The sequence below is a fragment of the Ruficoccus amylovorans genome, from assembly GCF_014230085.1.
In the GTDB taxonomy this organism is placed as follows: Bacteria; Verrucomicrobiota; Verrucomicrobiia; order Opitutales; family Cerasicoccaceae; genus Ruficoccus; species Ruficoccus amylovorans.
Map to the genome: position 1 here is coordinate 113,234 of NZ_JACHVB010000012.1, position 15,073 is coordinate 128,306.

General features: G+C 60.9%; 15 protein-coding genes and 1 tRNA gene. 2 read left to right on the top strand and 14 right to left on the bottom strand.

What is annotated here, in order from left to right; all coding sequences use genetic code 11:
- The first annotated feature begins 45 nt into the window (after positions 1–45).
- Positions 46–735, top strand: a complete 690-nt coding sequence (locus tag H5P28_RS01550) for a hypothetical protein (protein WP_185673944.1) — start codon at positions 46–48, stop codon at positions 733–735.
- Between the two features lie 87 nt (positions 736–822).
- Here H5P28_RS01550 and H5P28_RS01555 read toward each other — a convergent pair.
- Positions 823–899 (bottom strand) — tRNA-Ile (locus H5P28_RS01555).
- Between the two features lie 378 nt (positions 900–1,277).
- Between H5P28_RS01555 and H5P28_RS01560 the strand changes: the two genes are divergently transcribed.
- Complete coding sequence (locus H5P28_RS01560; protein WP_185673945.1) at positions 1,278–2,231, top strand: sulfotransferase family protein; 954 nt, start codon at positions 1,278–1,280, stop codon at positions 2,229–2,231.
- Between the two features lie 104 nt (positions 2,232–2,335).
- Here H5P28_RS01560 and H5P28_RS01565 read toward each other — a convergent pair whose 3' ends face one another.
- From H5P28_RS01565 to nifD, 13 genes are all read right to left on the bottom strand, one after another.
- Complete coding sequence (locus H5P28_RS01565; RefSeq protein WP_185673946.1) at positions 2,336–3,286, bottom strand: ADP-ribosylglycohydrolase family protein; 951 nt, start codon at positions 3,284–3,286, stop codon at positions 2,336–2,338.
- A 34-nt stretch (positions 3,287–3,320) separates the two neighbouring features.
- Positions 3,321–4,127 carry an NAD(+)--dinitrogen-reductase ADP-D-ribosyltransferase gene (locus tag H5P28_RS01570; RefSeq protein ID WP_185673947.1) on the bottom strand — a complete coding sequence of 269 codons (807 nt, stop codon included), beginning with the start codon at positions 4,125–4,127 and terminating at the stop codon, positions 3,321–3,323.
- 154 nt (positions 4,128–4,281) lie between these two features.
- Positions 4,282–4,752: a flavodoxin domain-containing protein gene (locus H5P28_RS01575; RefSeq protein WP_221773327.1), complete on the bottom strand. Its 471-nt coding sequence runs from the start codon at positions 4,750–4,752 to the stop codon at positions 4,282–4,284.
- A gap of 79 nt (positions 4,753–4,831) precedes the next feature.
- Positions 4,832–5,317, bottom strand: a complete 486-nt coding sequence (locus H5P28_RS01580) for a hypothetical protein (RefSeq protein ID WP_185673948.1) — start codon at positions 5,315–5,317, stop codon at positions 4,832–4,834.
- On the bottom strand, positions 5,314–6,456 hold the full coding sequence (locus tag H5P28_RS01585) for a homocitrate synthase/isopropylmalate synthase family protein (protein ID WP_185673949.1): 1,143 nt from the start codon (positions 6,454–6,456) through the stop codon (positions 5,314–5,316). Before H5P28_RS01585 ends, H5P28_RS01580 begins: the two co-directional genes overlap by 4 nt.
- 5 nt (positions 6,457–6,461) lie before the next feature.
- Positions 6,462–6,674: a TOBE domain-containing protein gene (locus tag H5P28_RS01590; RefSeq protein ID WP_185673950.1), complete on the bottom strand. Its 213-nt coding sequence runs from the start codon at positions 6,672–6,674 to the stop codon at positions 6,462–6,464.
- A gap of 24 nt (positions 6,675–6,698) precedes the next feature.
- Positions 6,699–7,010, bottom strand: coding sequence for a (2Fe-2S) ferredoxin domain-containing protein (locus H5P28_RS01595; protein WP_185673951.1), 312 nt, complete (start codon positions 7,008–7,010; stop codon positions 6,699–6,701).
- A gap of 78 nt (positions 7,011–7,088) precedes the next feature.
- Positions 7,089–8,405, bottom strand: coding sequence for a radical SAM protein (locus tag H5P28_RS01600; protein ID WP_185673952.1), 1,317 nt, complete (start codon positions 8,403–8,405; stop codon positions 7,089–7,091).
- A gap of 49 nt (positions 8,406–8,454) precedes the next feature.
- Positions 8,455–9,864, bottom strand: coding sequence for a nitrogenase component 1 (locus H5P28_RS01605; protein WP_185673953.1), 1,410 nt, complete (start codon positions 9,862–9,864; stop codon positions 8,455–8,457).
- A complete protein-coding gene (gene nifE, locus H5P28_RS01610; RefSeq protein WP_185673954.1) occupies positions 9,861–11,300 on the bottom strand; it encodes a nitrogenase iron-molybdenum cofactor biosynthesis protein NifE in 1,440 nt (479 codons plus the stop codon). The genes H5P28_RS01605 and nifE overlap by 4 nt, the downstream gene beginning before the upstream one ends.
- A gap of 102 nt (positions 11,301–11,402) precedes the next feature.
- The gene (locus H5P28_RS01615; RefSeq protein WP_185673955.1) at positions 11,403–11,894 is read right to left on the bottom strand and encodes a ferritin; all 492 of its coding nucleotides are present in this window, start codon (positions 11,892–11,894) and stop codon (positions 11,403–11,405) included.
- A gap of 77 nt (positions 11,895–11,971) precedes the next feature.
- A complete protein-coding gene (locus H5P28_RS01620) occupies positions 11,972–13,348 on the bottom strand; it encodes a nitrogenase component 1 (protein WP_425504435.1) in 1,377 nt (458 codons plus the stop codon).
- Positions 13,349–13,386: 38 nt separating this feature from the next.
- Positions 13,387–15,048 carry a nitrogenase molybdenum-iron protein alpha chain gene (gene nifD, locus H5P28_RS01625; protein WP_246455535.1) on the bottom strand — a complete coding sequence of 554 codons (1,662 nt, stop codon included), beginning with the start codon at positions 15,046–15,048 and terminating at the stop codon, positions 13,387–13,389.
- Positions 15,049–15,073 lie beyond the last annotated feature (25 nt).

The window sequence follows — 15,073 nt, forward strand, 5'->3', positions numbered from 1 at the left end:
TAAACAGGGTTGGCTTGGCCAGCGGGGTTTATCTAGTGTGGCCCGATGAAACTTCGGAGCATTGACTTTTTCGGACGCATCAGGGGGCGCGTGCGCGACCTCAGCGGCTTCCGTAAAGGCGTCCACCGCGTACCCGATTCCGTCTCCGAGCGGACCCGGGAGTTTGTCGCGCGTATCGCCGCCGCCGATCTGGAAGAGGAAGCCAACACCCTGCGCGAGCGCCTGAAGAAGAACTTCGGCTACAAACGCAAGGAGTTGACCTATGCCTGCGAGGGGGCCAGCGCCTTGCTCTCGACGAGGGACTTCGACCTGGCGCTGTCCTATGCGCAGGACGACGAAGACCGCCAGAGCTACGTCGTCAGCTATCAACTGACCAACATTAAAAACCCCGAGACCCTGCGCGATGCGGGCTTGCAGGCGATCCTGTTCCGCAATTTCGATGAGGTGCGGCTCACGCTCGACGCCTCGTACCGGATCGAGGACCTCATCGACACCGTGGAAGAAGAAGAGCCGGAAAACGTCGAACTCGAGTACCCCGAGGATTGCTCGCAATTGACGATCCTCATCGCCGGACGTAACTGGTACCTGCGCTTCATGCCGCACGGGGCCGCGATTTTCAGCCGCTCGCCCGGCTCCCCGCTCCAGATGATTAACCATGTGCAGGAGTGTCAGGAGTGGGTGCGCGAGACCCCGGCACTGGGCGCACTGCTCGAAGGGGCAAAACCGGCCAATTGACCATTTTTCTCGTGCTTCCGCTCCGAAAGCACTTAATGGCCCCTCCCGGCGAATACTGATAAAACCTGCTCCCGAAGAGGAAAACAATGGTGGGCCCGCGGGGACTCGAACCCCGAACCAAAGGATTATGAGTCCTCTGCTCTAACCGATTGAGCTACAGGCCCTTAGGTTTTAAAATAATCAGTATGTGAAGAACTGGGACGCTCTGCAAGCGCTTTTCCGGATGGAGTGCGGGCTGCCGGGCCGCGAGGGCCGACGCGTGGCCACACGCCACAGGGAAAGCGCGTAGCAAACACGGCCTCGACGGTGAGTTCAAGACCGAAAGCAGGCCCGCCTCAACGGCCCCGGTGGGCGGAGTCTGGGGCTTGGCGGAGGTGAGTGAAGGCGTGCGCGTCGGGGGCAGTGTCAGCGGGGGCAAGCGGCATAAAGGGGAAGATCGGGCTTCAGCCGGGGCGGGAATGTCCGATTCAGGGCTTGTCGATTCGACGCGGCGGATTTTTAACCGTGTTTCTCACTCAGATTTTTTTATTCTTCCTGACCATATGCACCTGGCCGACCTCCCCGTAGAAGATTCCCCGAGCCTGCTCGATGAGCACGGTCCGGTTTTTATCCTCGGCTGTCCCCGTTCGGGGACGACCTTCCTGTCGAGTTGTGTGGCGGCGATTCCCGGTGTGAGAGAATTTGTCGGGGTACTGGCCCCCCCGCGCATGATGCACCTGATCGGTTCCGGCGTGTCCACGCCCATTCGCGAAGAGTTGCTCTCGTGCGTGCGGGATATTTTCTGGCAGGCGTTCTGGCGGCGTGTTTATTTTCGCGGGGAAAAGCTTTCCCTACTGGTCGAGCGCAGTATCGGCACCCGTGAGTTTCTGGAAAAACCGGACATGGACGGGAAAATCTTCTGTTACAAGGAGCCGTTCCTGTGCTTCGCGGCGGAGCACTTCGCGACGCATTTCCCGAAATCGAAATTTATCCACATTATCCGCGACGGACGCGACAACGCCGACTCTATGGTGCGCACCTACGGCGAAGCGCTCTCGGATGATGTGCTCGCCTCCGACCAACTCAGCTACAACAAGGTGTCGGAGATTGGCACCTGGCGGCGCATCGACGGCTTCAACTTTCCCTGGTGGCTCCCCGAGGCGGAGGAGACGGCCTTCCGGCAGATGTCAAAGTACGGTCGCTACGTGCGCCTGTGGAAGGAAATGACCCTGCGCTGCCGCGCGCTCGGTAAAACGCTCCCGCCGGAGCGTTACTACGAGGTCAAGTACGACGAGTTCGTCAAGGAACCCGTCGCGCAGGGCAACCGCATCCGCGAATTTCTCGGTCATCCCGACTCGGCCCAGTTCCAGAAGCGCCTGAACAAGGCCTTTACGAAATCGACCGGCATCTCCGGTCGTAACCAGCCGCCGGAGCAACTGGCCGAGGCACTCGCCATCGCCGGGGACCTGCTGGCCGAGCTTGGCTACTGCGAGCCGGACGGACAGGTGGGAGCCTGAAACATCCGCTTTCCGTTGCGGAGAGCCACTGTCCCGAATCGGGCCGGTGCGGGCGGCGACAGCTCCGTGGACTATTCCGTGTGCGGGCTGCGCGTGTATCAGTTTTACAAATACAAACCGAGTGTGGCAAGGATGTGCTTGCCCCGCAGGGCGTTGATCCAGCGTTCGGGGATGTCCTCGCGTCCGTAGCGCACCCCCGCGATGCCCCCGGCGACGGCTGCTGTGGTGTCGGTGTCGTTGCCGAGCGAGACGGCTTTTTTTATGATGCGCTCGTAGCCGTACTCCTCGCAGGCGAGGCGGGCCGAGTTGAGGCAGTCCACCACGTAGCCCGTGCCGCTGCCCTTGGGCGGATCGTCGGGGCGGACGTGCTCCTCCAGCTCCCGCGCCGAGACCGGGTCAGCCGCGTAGATCATGCGCAGCGTGGCCACGGCGTCGCCCCACGGGTCGGGGTGGCGCTGCATCTCCCGTCGCGCCCACAGGCAGTACAGCGCGCAGCACACCTGCGAACGCGGATGCCGGTGTGTGAGCCGCGACTGCCGGTGTGCATCGAGCACCAGCGCCAGGTCGTTGCCCAGGTGCTGGAGGGCCAGCGGCAGGCAGCGCATGAGTGAGCCGTTACCGTTATTGCGGACACCGGACAGGCCCGAGTGGCTGGTGGAGATGCCTTTTTTCAGCCGGGCCAGGGCGACGCTGGTCTGGTTACCGATGTCGAAGGCGTAGCCGTCCACCGCCATGTACCCGAAGTCGTGCCACTGCACGAGGCGGCGGGAGAAATCGAAGGCGTGGTAATAACCGCACTCCTGCAGTGAGGCGAGGAGGCAGAGAGCCTGTGCGCCGTCGTCGGACCAGGTGCCGGTTGGGACATCGGCGTAGGTGCGCAGGAAGCCCCGGGGCGGCTCCATATCGAGCAGGTCGAAGGGCGGCAACTCGTGCGGCAGTCGAAATTCGTAGGGCACGCCGACAGCGTCGCCGATCAGCATGCCCAGCAGCCCGGCTTCGAGCTGTTCCGGCGTGGCCAGCCGGGAAGGCGTTCTGGCATTGACCAGGCAGTTCATGGTGTTCCTTGATGAATAATAAAATACGCTGCATTCAGTACAGCAGTTCCCGGACCCAGTAGTTGCCGCCGACGACAAGATATTCATCTTCACCCTTGAGTAGTTGGCTGGGTAATAGCTGGCTGAAGAAAACGACTTTGGCCGCGGCCACGGTAGCCTGCCAGACTGTCGAGCCGAACTCCCAAGCCCTTTCCCGGTCGTCGGTGAAGGAGATGAGGTTGTTCAGACGCACGCATGACTCGCGCCGCGCCCGGGTTTCGAAAACGGGGTGCTCCTCCGGGTCGAAGGTGCCGCGATAGAGGGTGAGCACCTCGCGCTCCGGCCAGCGGCGGGCCAACTCGTATTGGCAAAACTCATAGAGCAGATCGAGCTGGGAAAAAATGCAGTTGGTCTTGGCGCTGCCGCGCATGCGGTCCAGGGCAAAACGGTGGTCTTCCTCCCCTCCGTCGAGCGGGCGGAGCACGCCCCGGTGGTAGGTGGGCAGGATGCCGAAGCGGCTCTGAACCCAGCTCTTGAGCACCGCGCCTTCGATGCCGTTGCTGTCCACGCCCCAGCCGCGCAGGAAGCGGATATAGCTGTTGCGCAGGCTGCTGCGGGCCTTGCCGTGGTAGTTCTCCCACTGGTGCAGGGCAAACTTCACAGAGACGTAGTCGTGAAAAACCTGCCCGCGCTCCATCGGGTCGGGGATTCCCTCCAGCCTCCGGAAGAGGTGGACATTCGACTCGCGCACGCCAGCGATGCTGAGTGGGACCGGTGCGAGGTTAAACTCATCCGAGGCGATAATCCAGGGTGGGATTTCGCAATGGTTGATGGTAGGCTGGCCCGGTCCTTGGGAGATCATTGGCAAAGGGCTTGAGCGAGATTCATGCCGGGGAGCAATTGTGTGTATTCAAAATCCGATACGGGAAAGCGGAAAAACGGGCACAGCTAACACCAGCCCCTGATTTTCCCAGCGGAGTAGTGGCTATTTGGCGGATGTTAATTTGCGAAAAAAATCAGGCGGCCCCGACGCCGTAAACGTCCTTCATGGCCTTCCAGAAATCCTTCGACCAGCCGATGTAAGTGACCATGAAGTCTGCGCCCATGTCAGTGCGGGGAAGCACCGCTTTGGCACCGAGAGCGGCGAGCTTGGCATCGACTTTTTTGCCGCACTCGCAGAACTGCATGTACTCGTTGTCGCCGAGCGCGAGCACGGCATACTCCAGGTGGCTGAGGTCAACGCTGGCGGCAAAAAGTTCATCGCAAAAGTCCACGCACGTGGGGGGGGGCGCGCCGTCGTCCCAGGTGGAGATGATGACGAGGACCGGATTCTGGATGGCGGCTAGCTTTTCCACCGAGTAGTCGGAGAGATCGACGAGATCGACCGTGACTCCGTTTTTCTCGCCCTTGGCGGCGACTTTCTTGGCAAGCCCTTCGCTGTTGCCGGTTTCGGTTCCGTAGAGGACGGTTAACTTGATATCTGACATGGCTGGTTGCTGTGGTTGTGGGTTGGCTGTTGTTTAAAGGCTGTGGTCGGAGTGGATGGCGGGAGGCTGATTAGGCGGTTCAGGTGCAGACTGTGGCGCCTATGTTCATCTTCGGGCGGCTCCAGCGAAACCTGCCCCCGGCGATACCTCCGGTGAGGCCGAGCGCCTCCAGCATCTGGCGGTTGTCAGCGGGCGGCTCACAGGAGAAGTCGTCTTTAAAGGTCTGGCCGAGGCTGCCGGGCGAGCCCTGATAAAGGATCTTGCAGGCCAGTACGACGTCCGAACTGTCCTCCTCGGAGCTTCCCTGGATCGCGAACACGCGGTGGAGGCTGACTTCGGTCAGGCTTTCGGGCAGCATGTCGAGCACGATCAGGTGCGTGTCCGCCGGAAGCTTCGGGTCGATCAGCGGGATGAGATCCTTGTTTATCAGGTTCCAGGTGTAAGGCGTATCGGCGCTCGTGTGCTGCAAGAGGTAGCGCGCGAGCAGCCCGTCCTCTCCGGTCAGTTTGACCGGGCCGAGCCGGGTGTAGTGGTTGTTTTCGCAGTGATAAAGCCAAAAACTCATGACCAGACCTCGTTGTGATTAAGAAGAAAGTTCTCCAGGGCGTGTTTAAACTCCTCGCTCGAAAGCCCGCGTCCGAGACGTTCGGCCTCGCGGCGGACAAGAGGCAAAAGATCCTGCGCCAGCGTACGGGTGAGCGGTGTGCCCAGTTCGGTCGCGGCTTGCGCAAGCGCGGCTGACCCGCTGTGGCGGCCGATGACAAAAGACTGCCGCGCGCGACCGACATCCTCGGCACGCACGGTCTCGTAGCTGGCGCGATCTTCTGCCAGGCCGCGGCAGTGGATGCCGGACTCGTGCTGAAAACACCCCGCGCCGGTGACCGGCTTATCCCAGGCCAGGCGGCGCCCGGAGGCGTTGGCGACGAGGTCGCTCAGTGCGGCGAAGCTTTTAAAATTTATGCCCAGATCCATGTCAGCCGTGTGTCGCAAAGCGGCAGCGGTGACTTCGAGGGCGGCGTTACCGGCGCGTTCACCGAGGCCGTTGACGGTTACACTGGCGCAATCGGCCCCCGCGATAAACGCGGCCACGGTATTACCCACGGCCATACCGAGGTCGTTGTGCCCGTGGAACTCGATTTCCATGTCTGTGGCACCTCGGATTGCGCGGATGAGATCCATCGTGCTCTGCGGGTTAAGACAGCCGACGGTATCGGCCAGTCGTAACCGGCGCGCGCCGACGGACTCGGCCGCCTGCGCAAACTCGACGAGATAACCCGGATCGGCCCGGGAAGCGTCCTGTGCGCCCACGCTGAAGTAGGTGAAATGGCGCTTCGCCTCGCACGCCAGTTCTGAAAGCATGGCCAGCGCCCACGCCGCATCTTTTTTCCAGATACGCATGTGCAGGGCGCTGGCGGGCAGAGAAAAGTGAAACCCGTCAGCCCCGGTCTGGGCCGCAGCCTCCAGGTCCTGATGGGTGGCGCGCCCCCACGTCGTGAGGCGGCAGGGAAGGCGCTGGGCGATGATGGCCTGGATGTGCTCTACCTCATTCGGGCCCATGACGGGGATGCCCACCTCCAGCTCGGTCACGCCGGCCTCGGCGAGTTGGCGGGCGATGGCCATCTTTTCTGCAAGGGTGAAAACAACGCCCGCCGCCTGTTCGCCGTCGCGCAGGGTGGTGTCGATCAGATAGCGAGTGTGTTTCACGAATGTTAGTCCTCTATGCCGAGCAGGACGCTGCTGGCCTTGATGACGGCGACCGCGCAGCCACCGACACTCAGGCCGAGCGACTCCACTGCGTGGTTCGTGATGATGCTGACGACCTCCTCGCCGCCTGCCAGGGCGATGACGACTTCGGAATTAACCGAGCCCTTTTCAATAGAGACGACTTTGCCCTTCAGTTGATTGCGTGCGGATATTTTCATGTATTTTATGTTGGATGGTTGTGGTCAGTCTTCGGAAATGAGGTTGGTCTTGCAGACCTCGCCATCTTCTATCGAGTCGAGTATCTCATCAATCAGCTCTTCGGTCGCTTTCTCGTAGAAATGACCGGCGGGGTAGTCGATGATGACCGGGCCGCGTGTACACATGTTAAGGCAGCCGGTCATGGACACCTCCACGCCGTTGAGCATGCGGTCCTGCACCTCGCCCTGAGCGTAGGAGAGCAGGTTGATGGATTCCTTGTTGCAGCACACGCCTTTGAGTTCGCCGGAGGCGCGGGCACTGCCGCAGATGAACAGGTGATGTTCGGGCTTATTCATGATTAAGGTCAGATTGATTGCTAATGGTTAATCGTTGGTTGTGTCATTGAATTTGAATACAAGGCTCTCGACGCGTGCTCAGCCGCAGCCGGTCCCGTCGCCCCCGCAACTGACGCCGGAGCCGCACCCCTTGAAACTGCGGACCAGGCTCGGGGGGAGCTCCGTCCCGTGAAAGACGGCCGCCAGCCCGGCGTCAATCATTCCCTCCATCTCAATCACGCGGATGCCTCCTGCCTTGAGCGCCTGCTTTGGGGTTGAACCGGCGGCATTGACCAGAACGGCCCGGCAGTCCTGAAGCATCGTGGCGAGTTCCAGCCAGCGCCGGTCGCCGCAGCCTGCCTCCGGGGCGGTGCGCTTCTCGACGGCGATAAACTCCTCCTCGTCACCGGGATCGACCGCGAAGATGGTGAACTCACGCGCTTCGCCCAAGTGCTGGTTTACGAGCATGCCCTCGCGGGTGGCCACAGCCACGTACTCGCGGGTCTCCTGGGGGTTCAGCGGGAGCCGTGAGCAGTCGCGGATCAGCTGCTGAATCTCCTCGGTGTTCTGCTGGCCCAGCCGGCCCACCGCGTCGGCGCGGCAGCGCGCGCAGTGCGTCATCAGGTTGATGTGCTCGCCGCACTTGAGCCGTACGCCGAATCGCATCTTGGCATCCGGTTCGGGAAGGTTCTCAAAAACCGTTTCAGCCGTGGGCAAGAGCGGGATGCAGTTCATGATGTCCGCGCCCAGCGAGGAGACCGTTTTGGCAATCTGCGGCAGGTGCGTGTCGTTGACGCCGGGGACGATGATCGAGTTTACTTTGGCAATCATGCCGTACTGCTTGATCCAGCGGATGGCCTGGAGCTGGCTCTCGATCATGAGTTCGCCCGCCTGGCGGTGGCGGTAGATGCGCTTGTCGTGGCGCGCCCAGGCATAGACCTGCCCCGCGATTTCCGGGTCCACACCGTTCATGGTGATGGTGACGTGCGAGACTTTCAACTCGGCCAGCTCGCGGACGTAGTTTTCGGTCAGTCCGAGACCGTTGGTGGAGAGGCAGAGAATCATCTTCGGGTACTTCTCCCGCACGAGCCGGAAGGTCTCCATCGTCTCCGTCGGGTTGGCGAAAGGGTCGCCCGGGCCGGCGATGCCAACGACTGCTATGTCGTCTCGCATCTCCATGACTTTATCGAGGTAGGCAAGCGCCTGTCCGGGGGAAAGTACGGCGGAGGTGACACCGGGTCGGCTTTCGTTGACACAGTCAAAATCGCGGTTGCAGTAGTTGCACTGGATGTTGCACTTCGGCGCGATAGGCAGGTGGATGCGCCCATAAGTAGCGCAGGCCCCCTTGCTGAAGCACGGGTGGTTGTCGAGGTTGATTTCCGAAGGGTCGATGTTCGTCGCAGTCGCTGTGGTCATGATGTTTTCCTCTCTGGCTGTGCCGGGTAGTGTAAAGTAGCGGTGTGTTTTAGAGGTAACTGTAGCCGGTTGCCGAATCGTCCTGGCGACTTTCGAGCAGGGCGTTGGCCACCCGGTCGAAAAGCTCCAGTGTCCCCCGGTAGCCGACGCTGAGCATGCGCTGAGCCCCGATGCGGTCGTGTATCGGAAAGCCGATACGGACGAGCGGGATCTTTAGTTCGCGGGCGAGCGGATAGCCTTTGCTGGAACCGAGGATGATGTCGGGCTTCAGGGTGCGAGCGGCCTCGGCCAGCTTGGCATGATCGGCGTCGGACAGGATTTCAACATCGGCGGTGCCGCCTTCTATCTCGGAGGCGAGCAGCTCTTTCCATTTTTTGACTTTGGATCCAGTGGCGCAAATGACCGGGCGAACGCCGATCTCGCTCATGAACGCGGCCAGCCCGACGACCAGGTCCGGTTCACCAAAAATGGCGGCCCGCTTGCCGGAGACGTACTTATGCGCGTCCACGTAGGCATCCACCAGTCGCCCGCGTTCGTCCGCGAGGATGGCGGGCATCGGGCGGTTTGAGGCGGTGGCCATCGCGGCGAAAAACTGATCGCTCAGGCGGATGCCGATGGGCCAGCCGAGGGCGTCGCAGCGCACGCCGCGCTCCCGTTCGAGCCAGGAGCCGGCGCTGTCTTTGTCCACCGCCTGCGTGTGCCCGATCTCAAGAGTGGCGGCGGCGGTGGCCATTTCGGAAATCTCGTCCAGCGAAGTGCCGCCGGGAGAAATCCGGTGGTAACACTCCCAGCTTCCGCCTTCCAGCGTTGAGCTGTAGTCGGGCAAGATGGTAGCCTCAAGTTCGTACAAGGCGCAGATCTCGCGCAGGTGGCGCAGGTCCGCGCACGACATCATGGCCGGGAGGATGTTGACCATGCGCGGCTGGGTGATACGCGTGGGCTGGGCGAAGGCTTTTATAAGCTCGCGGATGGCCGAGTAATAGCCGTCGCTGTGGGTGCCGGTGTAGGCGGGGGTCGAGACGTGGACCAGCGGCGGGCCGTCGCCGCAGTGCTTGTCCTGATAGGTCTTGATCATGCCGAGCATGTTGTCACCGATGGTCTCGGAGAGACAGGTCGTGGCGACGCCGATGAGCTCGGGGGCGTACTGATGGATGACATTGTCCACCCCCTGGGCGAAATTCTTCGCGCCGCCAAAGATCGCATCATCCTCGGAGAAGCTGGACGAGGCGATGTCCACCGGCTCGCGAAAGTGGCTGATCATGTAGCGGCGGATGTATGTCGCGCAGCCCTGCGAACCGTGGAGAAAAGGCAGGCAGCCGCGCACGCCCTTGAAGACCATAGCTGCCCCGAGCGGGGTGCATAGCTTGCAGGCGTTACGGGTGGCGGCGGCCGGTAGCGGACCTTCGGTGCGTTCGCCGGTGGTGGTTAGTGTATCGGGATTTCCTTTACATATGTTCATGCCGCACCTCCTTTGCTGGCGAGTGTACCTGGATCTTGATTGGCGGATTCATCAGAGCCGGGCAGGCGCAGGGCCTTGACCTGGCGGCGGGGGGCGAACTTCCAGACCGGCGAGCAGGCGCTGTTGGCGACCTCCTCGGCGAAGTGAAGCATCCCCTCGAATCCTGCCAGCGGGATCTTGCGCTCGTGGTTGTGGTCGCAGAAGGCGACCCCGAGCTTGAAGGCGATAGGGCGCTCCTTGACGCCGCCGATGAAAAGGTCTACGTCTTTTTCCAGAACAAACTTGGCCAGTTCCAAAGGGTTGGAGTCGTCCACGATGACGGTGCCTTGGTCGCAGATTTCCTTGAGCTGTTCGTAATCCTCGGCACTGCCGGTTTGGGTGCCGGCGAGCACGGTCTTCATCCCCAGCGCCCGCAGCGCGAGCACGAGCGAGAAGGCCTTGAATGCGCCGCCCACATAGAGGGCGGCTTTTTTGCCTTTGAGGCGCTTTTTGTACTGCTTGAGCTTCGGCGCGTAGAGGGAGATTTCCTCGCGGACAAGCTCCTCGGCACGGCGCAGCAGCTCAGGGTCGCCGAAGTGCTCGGCGGCGGTGTAGATAGCACGGGCTGTATCCTCGAAACCGAAGAAGGAGACACGCTCCATCGGGATGCCGTAGTTATCTTTGAGCAGTTTGGAAAGGTGGGTCATCGACCCGGAACACTGCACGAGGTTCAGCTTCGCCCCGTGGCAGCGGCGCAGGTCGTCCACCCGGCCATCGCCGGTGATGGTGGAGACGACCTGGATGCCGATTTTCTCAAAGTAGCCCCGGATCATCCAGGCTTCCCCGGCGATGTTGAACTCACCCAGCAGGTTAATACTGTAGGGGGAAATACCGCTGGTGTCTCCGGTGCCAACGAGCTTGTAAGCAGCTTCGCAGGCGGCCTGGTAGCCGCTCTTTTTCGTACCCTTGAAGCCGGGCGAATCGACCTGGATGCAGTCGATGCCGGTTTCCTTTGTGACCTGCTTGCAGACCGCTTCGACATCGTCACCGATGAGGCCGACGATGCAGGTCGAGTAAACAAAGGTTGCCTTGGGGCGGTAATAATGGATCAGCTCGATGAGCGAAGCCTTGAGCTTTTTCTCGCCGCCGAAGATGACTTCCTTTTCCGCCAGGTCGGTCGAGAAGCTGTTGCGGTTGAGCTGCGGACCGGATGAAAGGGAGCCGCGGATGTCCCAGTTATAAACCGCGCACCCGATCGGGCCGTGGACGATGTGCAGCGCGTCGGCGATGGGGTAGAGCACGACTCGCGAGCCGCAGAAGGCGCACGCGCGCTGGGTGACGGAACCGGCGGCGCTCTTTTTGTCGCAAGAAAATTCCTTGCCCGACCCCTTGGTCCAGACCTGGCCCGACCGCTCCTCAAGTACGCGAATTGAACTGGGTGTGTTGACGCTGTTCATCGGTAATTAAGGTTAAGCTTTAAGCGTGCCTGATGTTCGTTGTTTTAGGTTTTTTGTCTTATTTATAAAATTATAATAGAGCTATAATTTTTCGGTCATGAATCAGCCGTCTTCGAACTCCTTGACTATATGCCGATCAAGGGCGTAAATGGAGCCGGCGCACTCGGCGCGGGCTACCAGGGTGATCATTTTTGCGGCCCAGGCTTCCTCCTCTACCTGCTCGCCGATGAACCACATCAGCATGGGCTGTGAGTCGAAGTCCTTCGCCTCCAGGGCGAGCGAATAGCACTGGCGGATGTTGGAGCTGTTCTGCTGCTCCAGCTTCTGCGCGTAGCAGGCAAGCTCGTTGAGGGAGGTGAACTCACCCCGCGGCGCCTCGATGGAACCGACCTTTGGCTGGACACCGCGGTCCAGCAGATGTTTGAAGAATCTGGCCCCGTGTTCACGTTCTTCGGCTGCCTGGGCGAAGAAGAATTTGGCAAAACCGGTGTAGTCACGTGACTGACACCAGTAGGCCATAGCTTCATAACAGTGGGCTGAAAGAAGTTCGTGATTAGCCTGATCGTTGAGGACTGTTATTATAGACGGTTCCATCTCGGCGTAGGGCGGATTATGGTTATCTGATTATCTCAGTTTTGATTGCATGTATTATCTGGCGTAAACGGTCCTAATCAGAGCACCAGCTCGACTTCGTGGTCAGGGTCCTCGCGGTCGCGCTTGTCGAAGACCGCGTCCGTGATCTTCTCGATGATGCGCATGCCGCCCGCGTAGCCGACCGTGGGAAAGGCCCGGTGGCCGACGCGGTCGAGGATGGGGAAGCCGAAGCGCACATAGGGAAGGTTTTCCGTGCGCGCGACGTACTTGCCGAAGGTGTTGCCCATGATCAGATCGACCGGGTTGTTTTTGATCCACTGGTGCATGTAGTGGATGTCGCTGAAGGCGAGGAACTGCGTGTCGGGATTGGTCTCGGCGCAGATTTCCTGCATCTTGGTTTCCCACTTTTTGCCGGGCGTGCCGGTGATGACGATCATGGGCTTGGCGCCCATTTCGACCAAAAAGCTGACCATGCTCGTGAGGTGGTCCGGATCGCCGAAGATCGCCACCCGTAGGTTGTGCAGGTACTGGGACATGTCGCTGATCATGTCGATCAGACGGCCGCGCTCTTTCTCCAGAGCGGAGGGGACTGTGGTGTCCCCGGCCAGGCGCAGGGCGTTGACGTACTCGTCGGTCGCCTTTACCCCGATTGGAAGTTCGAGCACCTTGTTCGGTACTTTGCACTTCTTTTCCAGCTCAGTGGCGGCGGGACCGCTGGCGAGCGGGCCGAGGGCGATGGTGAGGAAACTGTCACCCATGGCCTTGAGCTGGGCAATGGTGGTACCGCCGTCCGGATACATGTGGTACTTGCCGTCATGCGGGGAGTCGAGCACGTCGGAGGTGTCGGGTGCGAGGATGTACTCGACACCGACCATCTCCGCGATGCGTTTGATCTCGCGCATGTCCGCCGGCTCGACCCAGCCGGGCATGATGTTGACCACGTTTTTGGTTTCGCCGGCGGACTCAGCCAAGTACTTGACGAAGGCAGTGCACTGGTTGGCGAAGCCCGTCACATGGCTGCCCGCGAAGCTCGGGGTGTTGGTGTGGATGACCAGCTTGCCCTCGGGGATGATGCCATCCTCGGCGGACTTTTTGATAATCATCGGAATGTCGTCACCGATGACCTCGGAGAGGCAGGTCGTGTGGACCGCGATGATGTCCGGCTCGTAGATGGTAAAGATATTGTTGATCGCGGTTTTCAGGTTGGCCATACCGCCGAAGACTGACGCGCCCTCGGTAAAGGAACTGGTGGTGGCGACGACCGGGTCCTTATGGTGGCGGGTGAGCTGGCTGCGATGGTAGGCGCAGCAGCCCTGCGAGCCGTGCGAATGCGGCATGCACTTGTTAATGCCCAGAGCGGCGTACATGGCACCGATGGGCTGGCAGGTCTTGGCAGGATTGATGCGGAGCGCCTTGCGCTCGCGGATTTCTGAGGTGGTTCCGTCTAACATGATAAGTGTCTCCTGTTGCTTGTTGTTGAGGGGCTATCGGATCAGGCGCCGGCGGTGGCGGGCTCTTTCTCCGCGGCGGGTGCGGAGCCTCCCTCGTGCCAGGGGGCGCGGGCGAGTTTCCAGACCTTGGTCGAGGTCATGCGATCTATGTCCTTATAGAAGTTAGCAGCCCCCTTGAATCCGGCGTAGGGGCCACCGTAGTCGTAGGAGTGGAGCTGCTTGCAGGGCACGCCCATCTTTTCGATAACGTACTTGTCCTTGATGCCCGAGCCGATTACGTCGGGGTGGTACATCTCGATCAGCTTCTCCATCTCGTGGTGCGAGATGTCGTCGATGACGAGCGTGTCCTTGGCCATCTGGCGCATCATGCCCTCGTAGTCGCTGAAGGTGAAACCGCTCTCTTCGAGCGCTTTTTTCTTCTCGGGCTTGGCGGCGTCGAAGCGCGTTTCATCGGCCGTGACAACGAGCTCCTCGATGTTGCGGGAGTCGGCGTCGATCTTGATGTGCGGGAGCACGTCGCGGCCTTCGTAGTCGTCACGGTGGGCGAACTCGTAACCGGCGGCGATGACCTGCATGTCCATGTCGTTGAACAGGTCCTGGTAGTGGTGGGCGCGGCTGCCTCCGACGAAGAGCGCGGCGGTCTTCCCGGTGGTACGGGTGCGGATGTCGTCGAGTACGGGGCGGACTTCGGCCATCTCGGCGGCGATGACTTCCTCGACGCGGTCGATGAGCTCCTTGTCCCCGAAGTACTGGGCGATCTTGCGCAGGGACTTCTTCGTGCCCTCAAGGCCGATGAAGTTGACCTTGAACCACGGGATGCCGAACTTTTCCTCCATCATCTCGGCCATGTAGTTGATGGAGCGGTGGCACATGACGACGTTGAGGTCGGCCATGTGGCAGTTGCAGATCTCGTCGTAGCTGACCCCGCCCGAGAGGGTGCCGATGATGTGGATGCCGCAGAGCTTGAGCACGCGGTCGATCTCCCAGGCGTCCCCGCCGATGTTGTACTCGCCGAGAATGTTGATCTTGTACTTCGCCTCGACGGGGGAGTCGTCCAGCCCGATCATGTGCTTGAAGACCCCGTTGTTGGCGATGTGGTGACCGGCTGACTGGCTGACGCCCTTGTAGCCCTCGCAGGAGAACCCGAAGATGTTGATCCCGAGCTTTTCCTTCATCTGGCGACAGACGGTGTGGATATCGTCGCCGATGAGCCCGACCGGGCAGGTGGCGTACACGCTGATCGCCTTCGGGTGGAACTCGTCGTAAGCCTCCTGAATGGCGGCGGCGAGCTGCTTCTCCCCGCCGAAGACAATGTGGTCCTCCTGCATGTCGGTGGACATGCTGTACTGGAGGAAGTTAACTTCGCCGTCGGCGCGGATCTTGGTGATGTTACGACGTGAGAGCCAGCTGTACCACCCGCAGCCGATGGGACCGTGAGTGATGTGCAGGATGTCGTAAATGGGGCCGATGACGACCCCCTTACAACCGGCATAGGAGCACCCGCGCTGGGTGATGATGCCGGGGACGGTGCGGCTGTTGGCCCCGATCTCCGCCGGAGTGGCGGGGTTTTCGTTGACCAGCATCTGCTTGCCGCGCTTGCGCTGGGTCTTTCGCGGATAGACCTTCAGCATTTCCTCGCGGGCGGTCGCGGCATCCGGGCCGTATCTCCCCATCGGGGAGGTGTTGCTGTTTTCTTCAGACATGATGAAACTTGTCGTTTGGTGGTTG

Excerpts from the sequence above, each read along its gene's own strand:
- H5P28_RS01550 (WP_185673944.1), top strand. The coding sequence starts at position 46 with ATGAAACTTCGGAGCATTGACTTTTTCGGACGCATCAGGGGGCGCGTG.
- H5P28_RS01560 (WP_185673945.1), top strand. The coding sequence starts at position 1,278 with ATGCACCTGGCCGACCTCCCCGTAGAAGATTCCCCGAGCCTGCTCGAT.
- H5P28_RS01565 (WP_185673946.1), bottom strand. The coding sequence starts at position 3,286 with ATGAACTGCCTGGTCAATGCCAGAACGCCTTCCCGGCTGGCCACGCCG.
- H5P28_RS01570 (WP_185673947.1), bottom strand. The coding sequence starts at position 4,127 with ATGATCTCCCAAGGACCGGGCCAGCCTACCATCAACCATTGCGAAATC.
- H5P28_RS01575 (WP_221773327.1), bottom strand. The coding sequence starts at position 4,752 with ATGTCAGATATCAAGTTAACCGTCCTCTACGGAACCGAAACCGGCAAC.
- H5P28_RS01580 (WP_185673948.1), bottom strand. The coding sequence starts at position 5,317 with ATGAGTTTTTGGCTTTATCACTGCGAAAACAACCACTACACCCGGCTC.
- H5P28_RS01590 (WP_185673950.1), bottom strand. The coding sequence starts at position 6,674 with ATGAAAATATCCGCACGCAATCAACTGAAGGGCAAAGTCGTCTCTATT.
- H5P28_RS01595 (WP_185673951.1), bottom strand. The coding sequence starts at position 7,010 with ATGAATAAGCCCGAACATCACCTGTTCATCTGCGGCAGTGCCCGCGCC.
- H5P28_RS01600 (WP_185673952.1), bottom strand. The coding sequence starts at position 8,405 with ATGACCACAGCGACTGCGACGAACATCGACCCTTCGGAAATCAACCTC.
- H5P28_RS01605 (WP_185673953.1), bottom strand. The coding sequence starts at position 9,864 with ATGAACATATGTAAAGGAAATCCCGATACACTAACCACCACCGGCGAA.
- nifE (WP_185673954.1), bottom strand. The coding sequence starts at position 11,300 with ATGAACAGCGTCAACACACCCAGTTCAATTCGCGTACTTGAGGAGCGG.
- H5P28_RS01615 (WP_185673955.1), bottom strand. The coding sequence starts at position 11,894 with ATGGAACCGTCTATAATAACAGTCCTCAACGATCAGGCTAATCACGAA.
- nifD (WP_246455535.1), bottom strand. The coding sequence starts at position 15,048 with ATGTCTGAAGAAAACAGCAACACCTCCCCGATGGGGAGATACGGCCCG.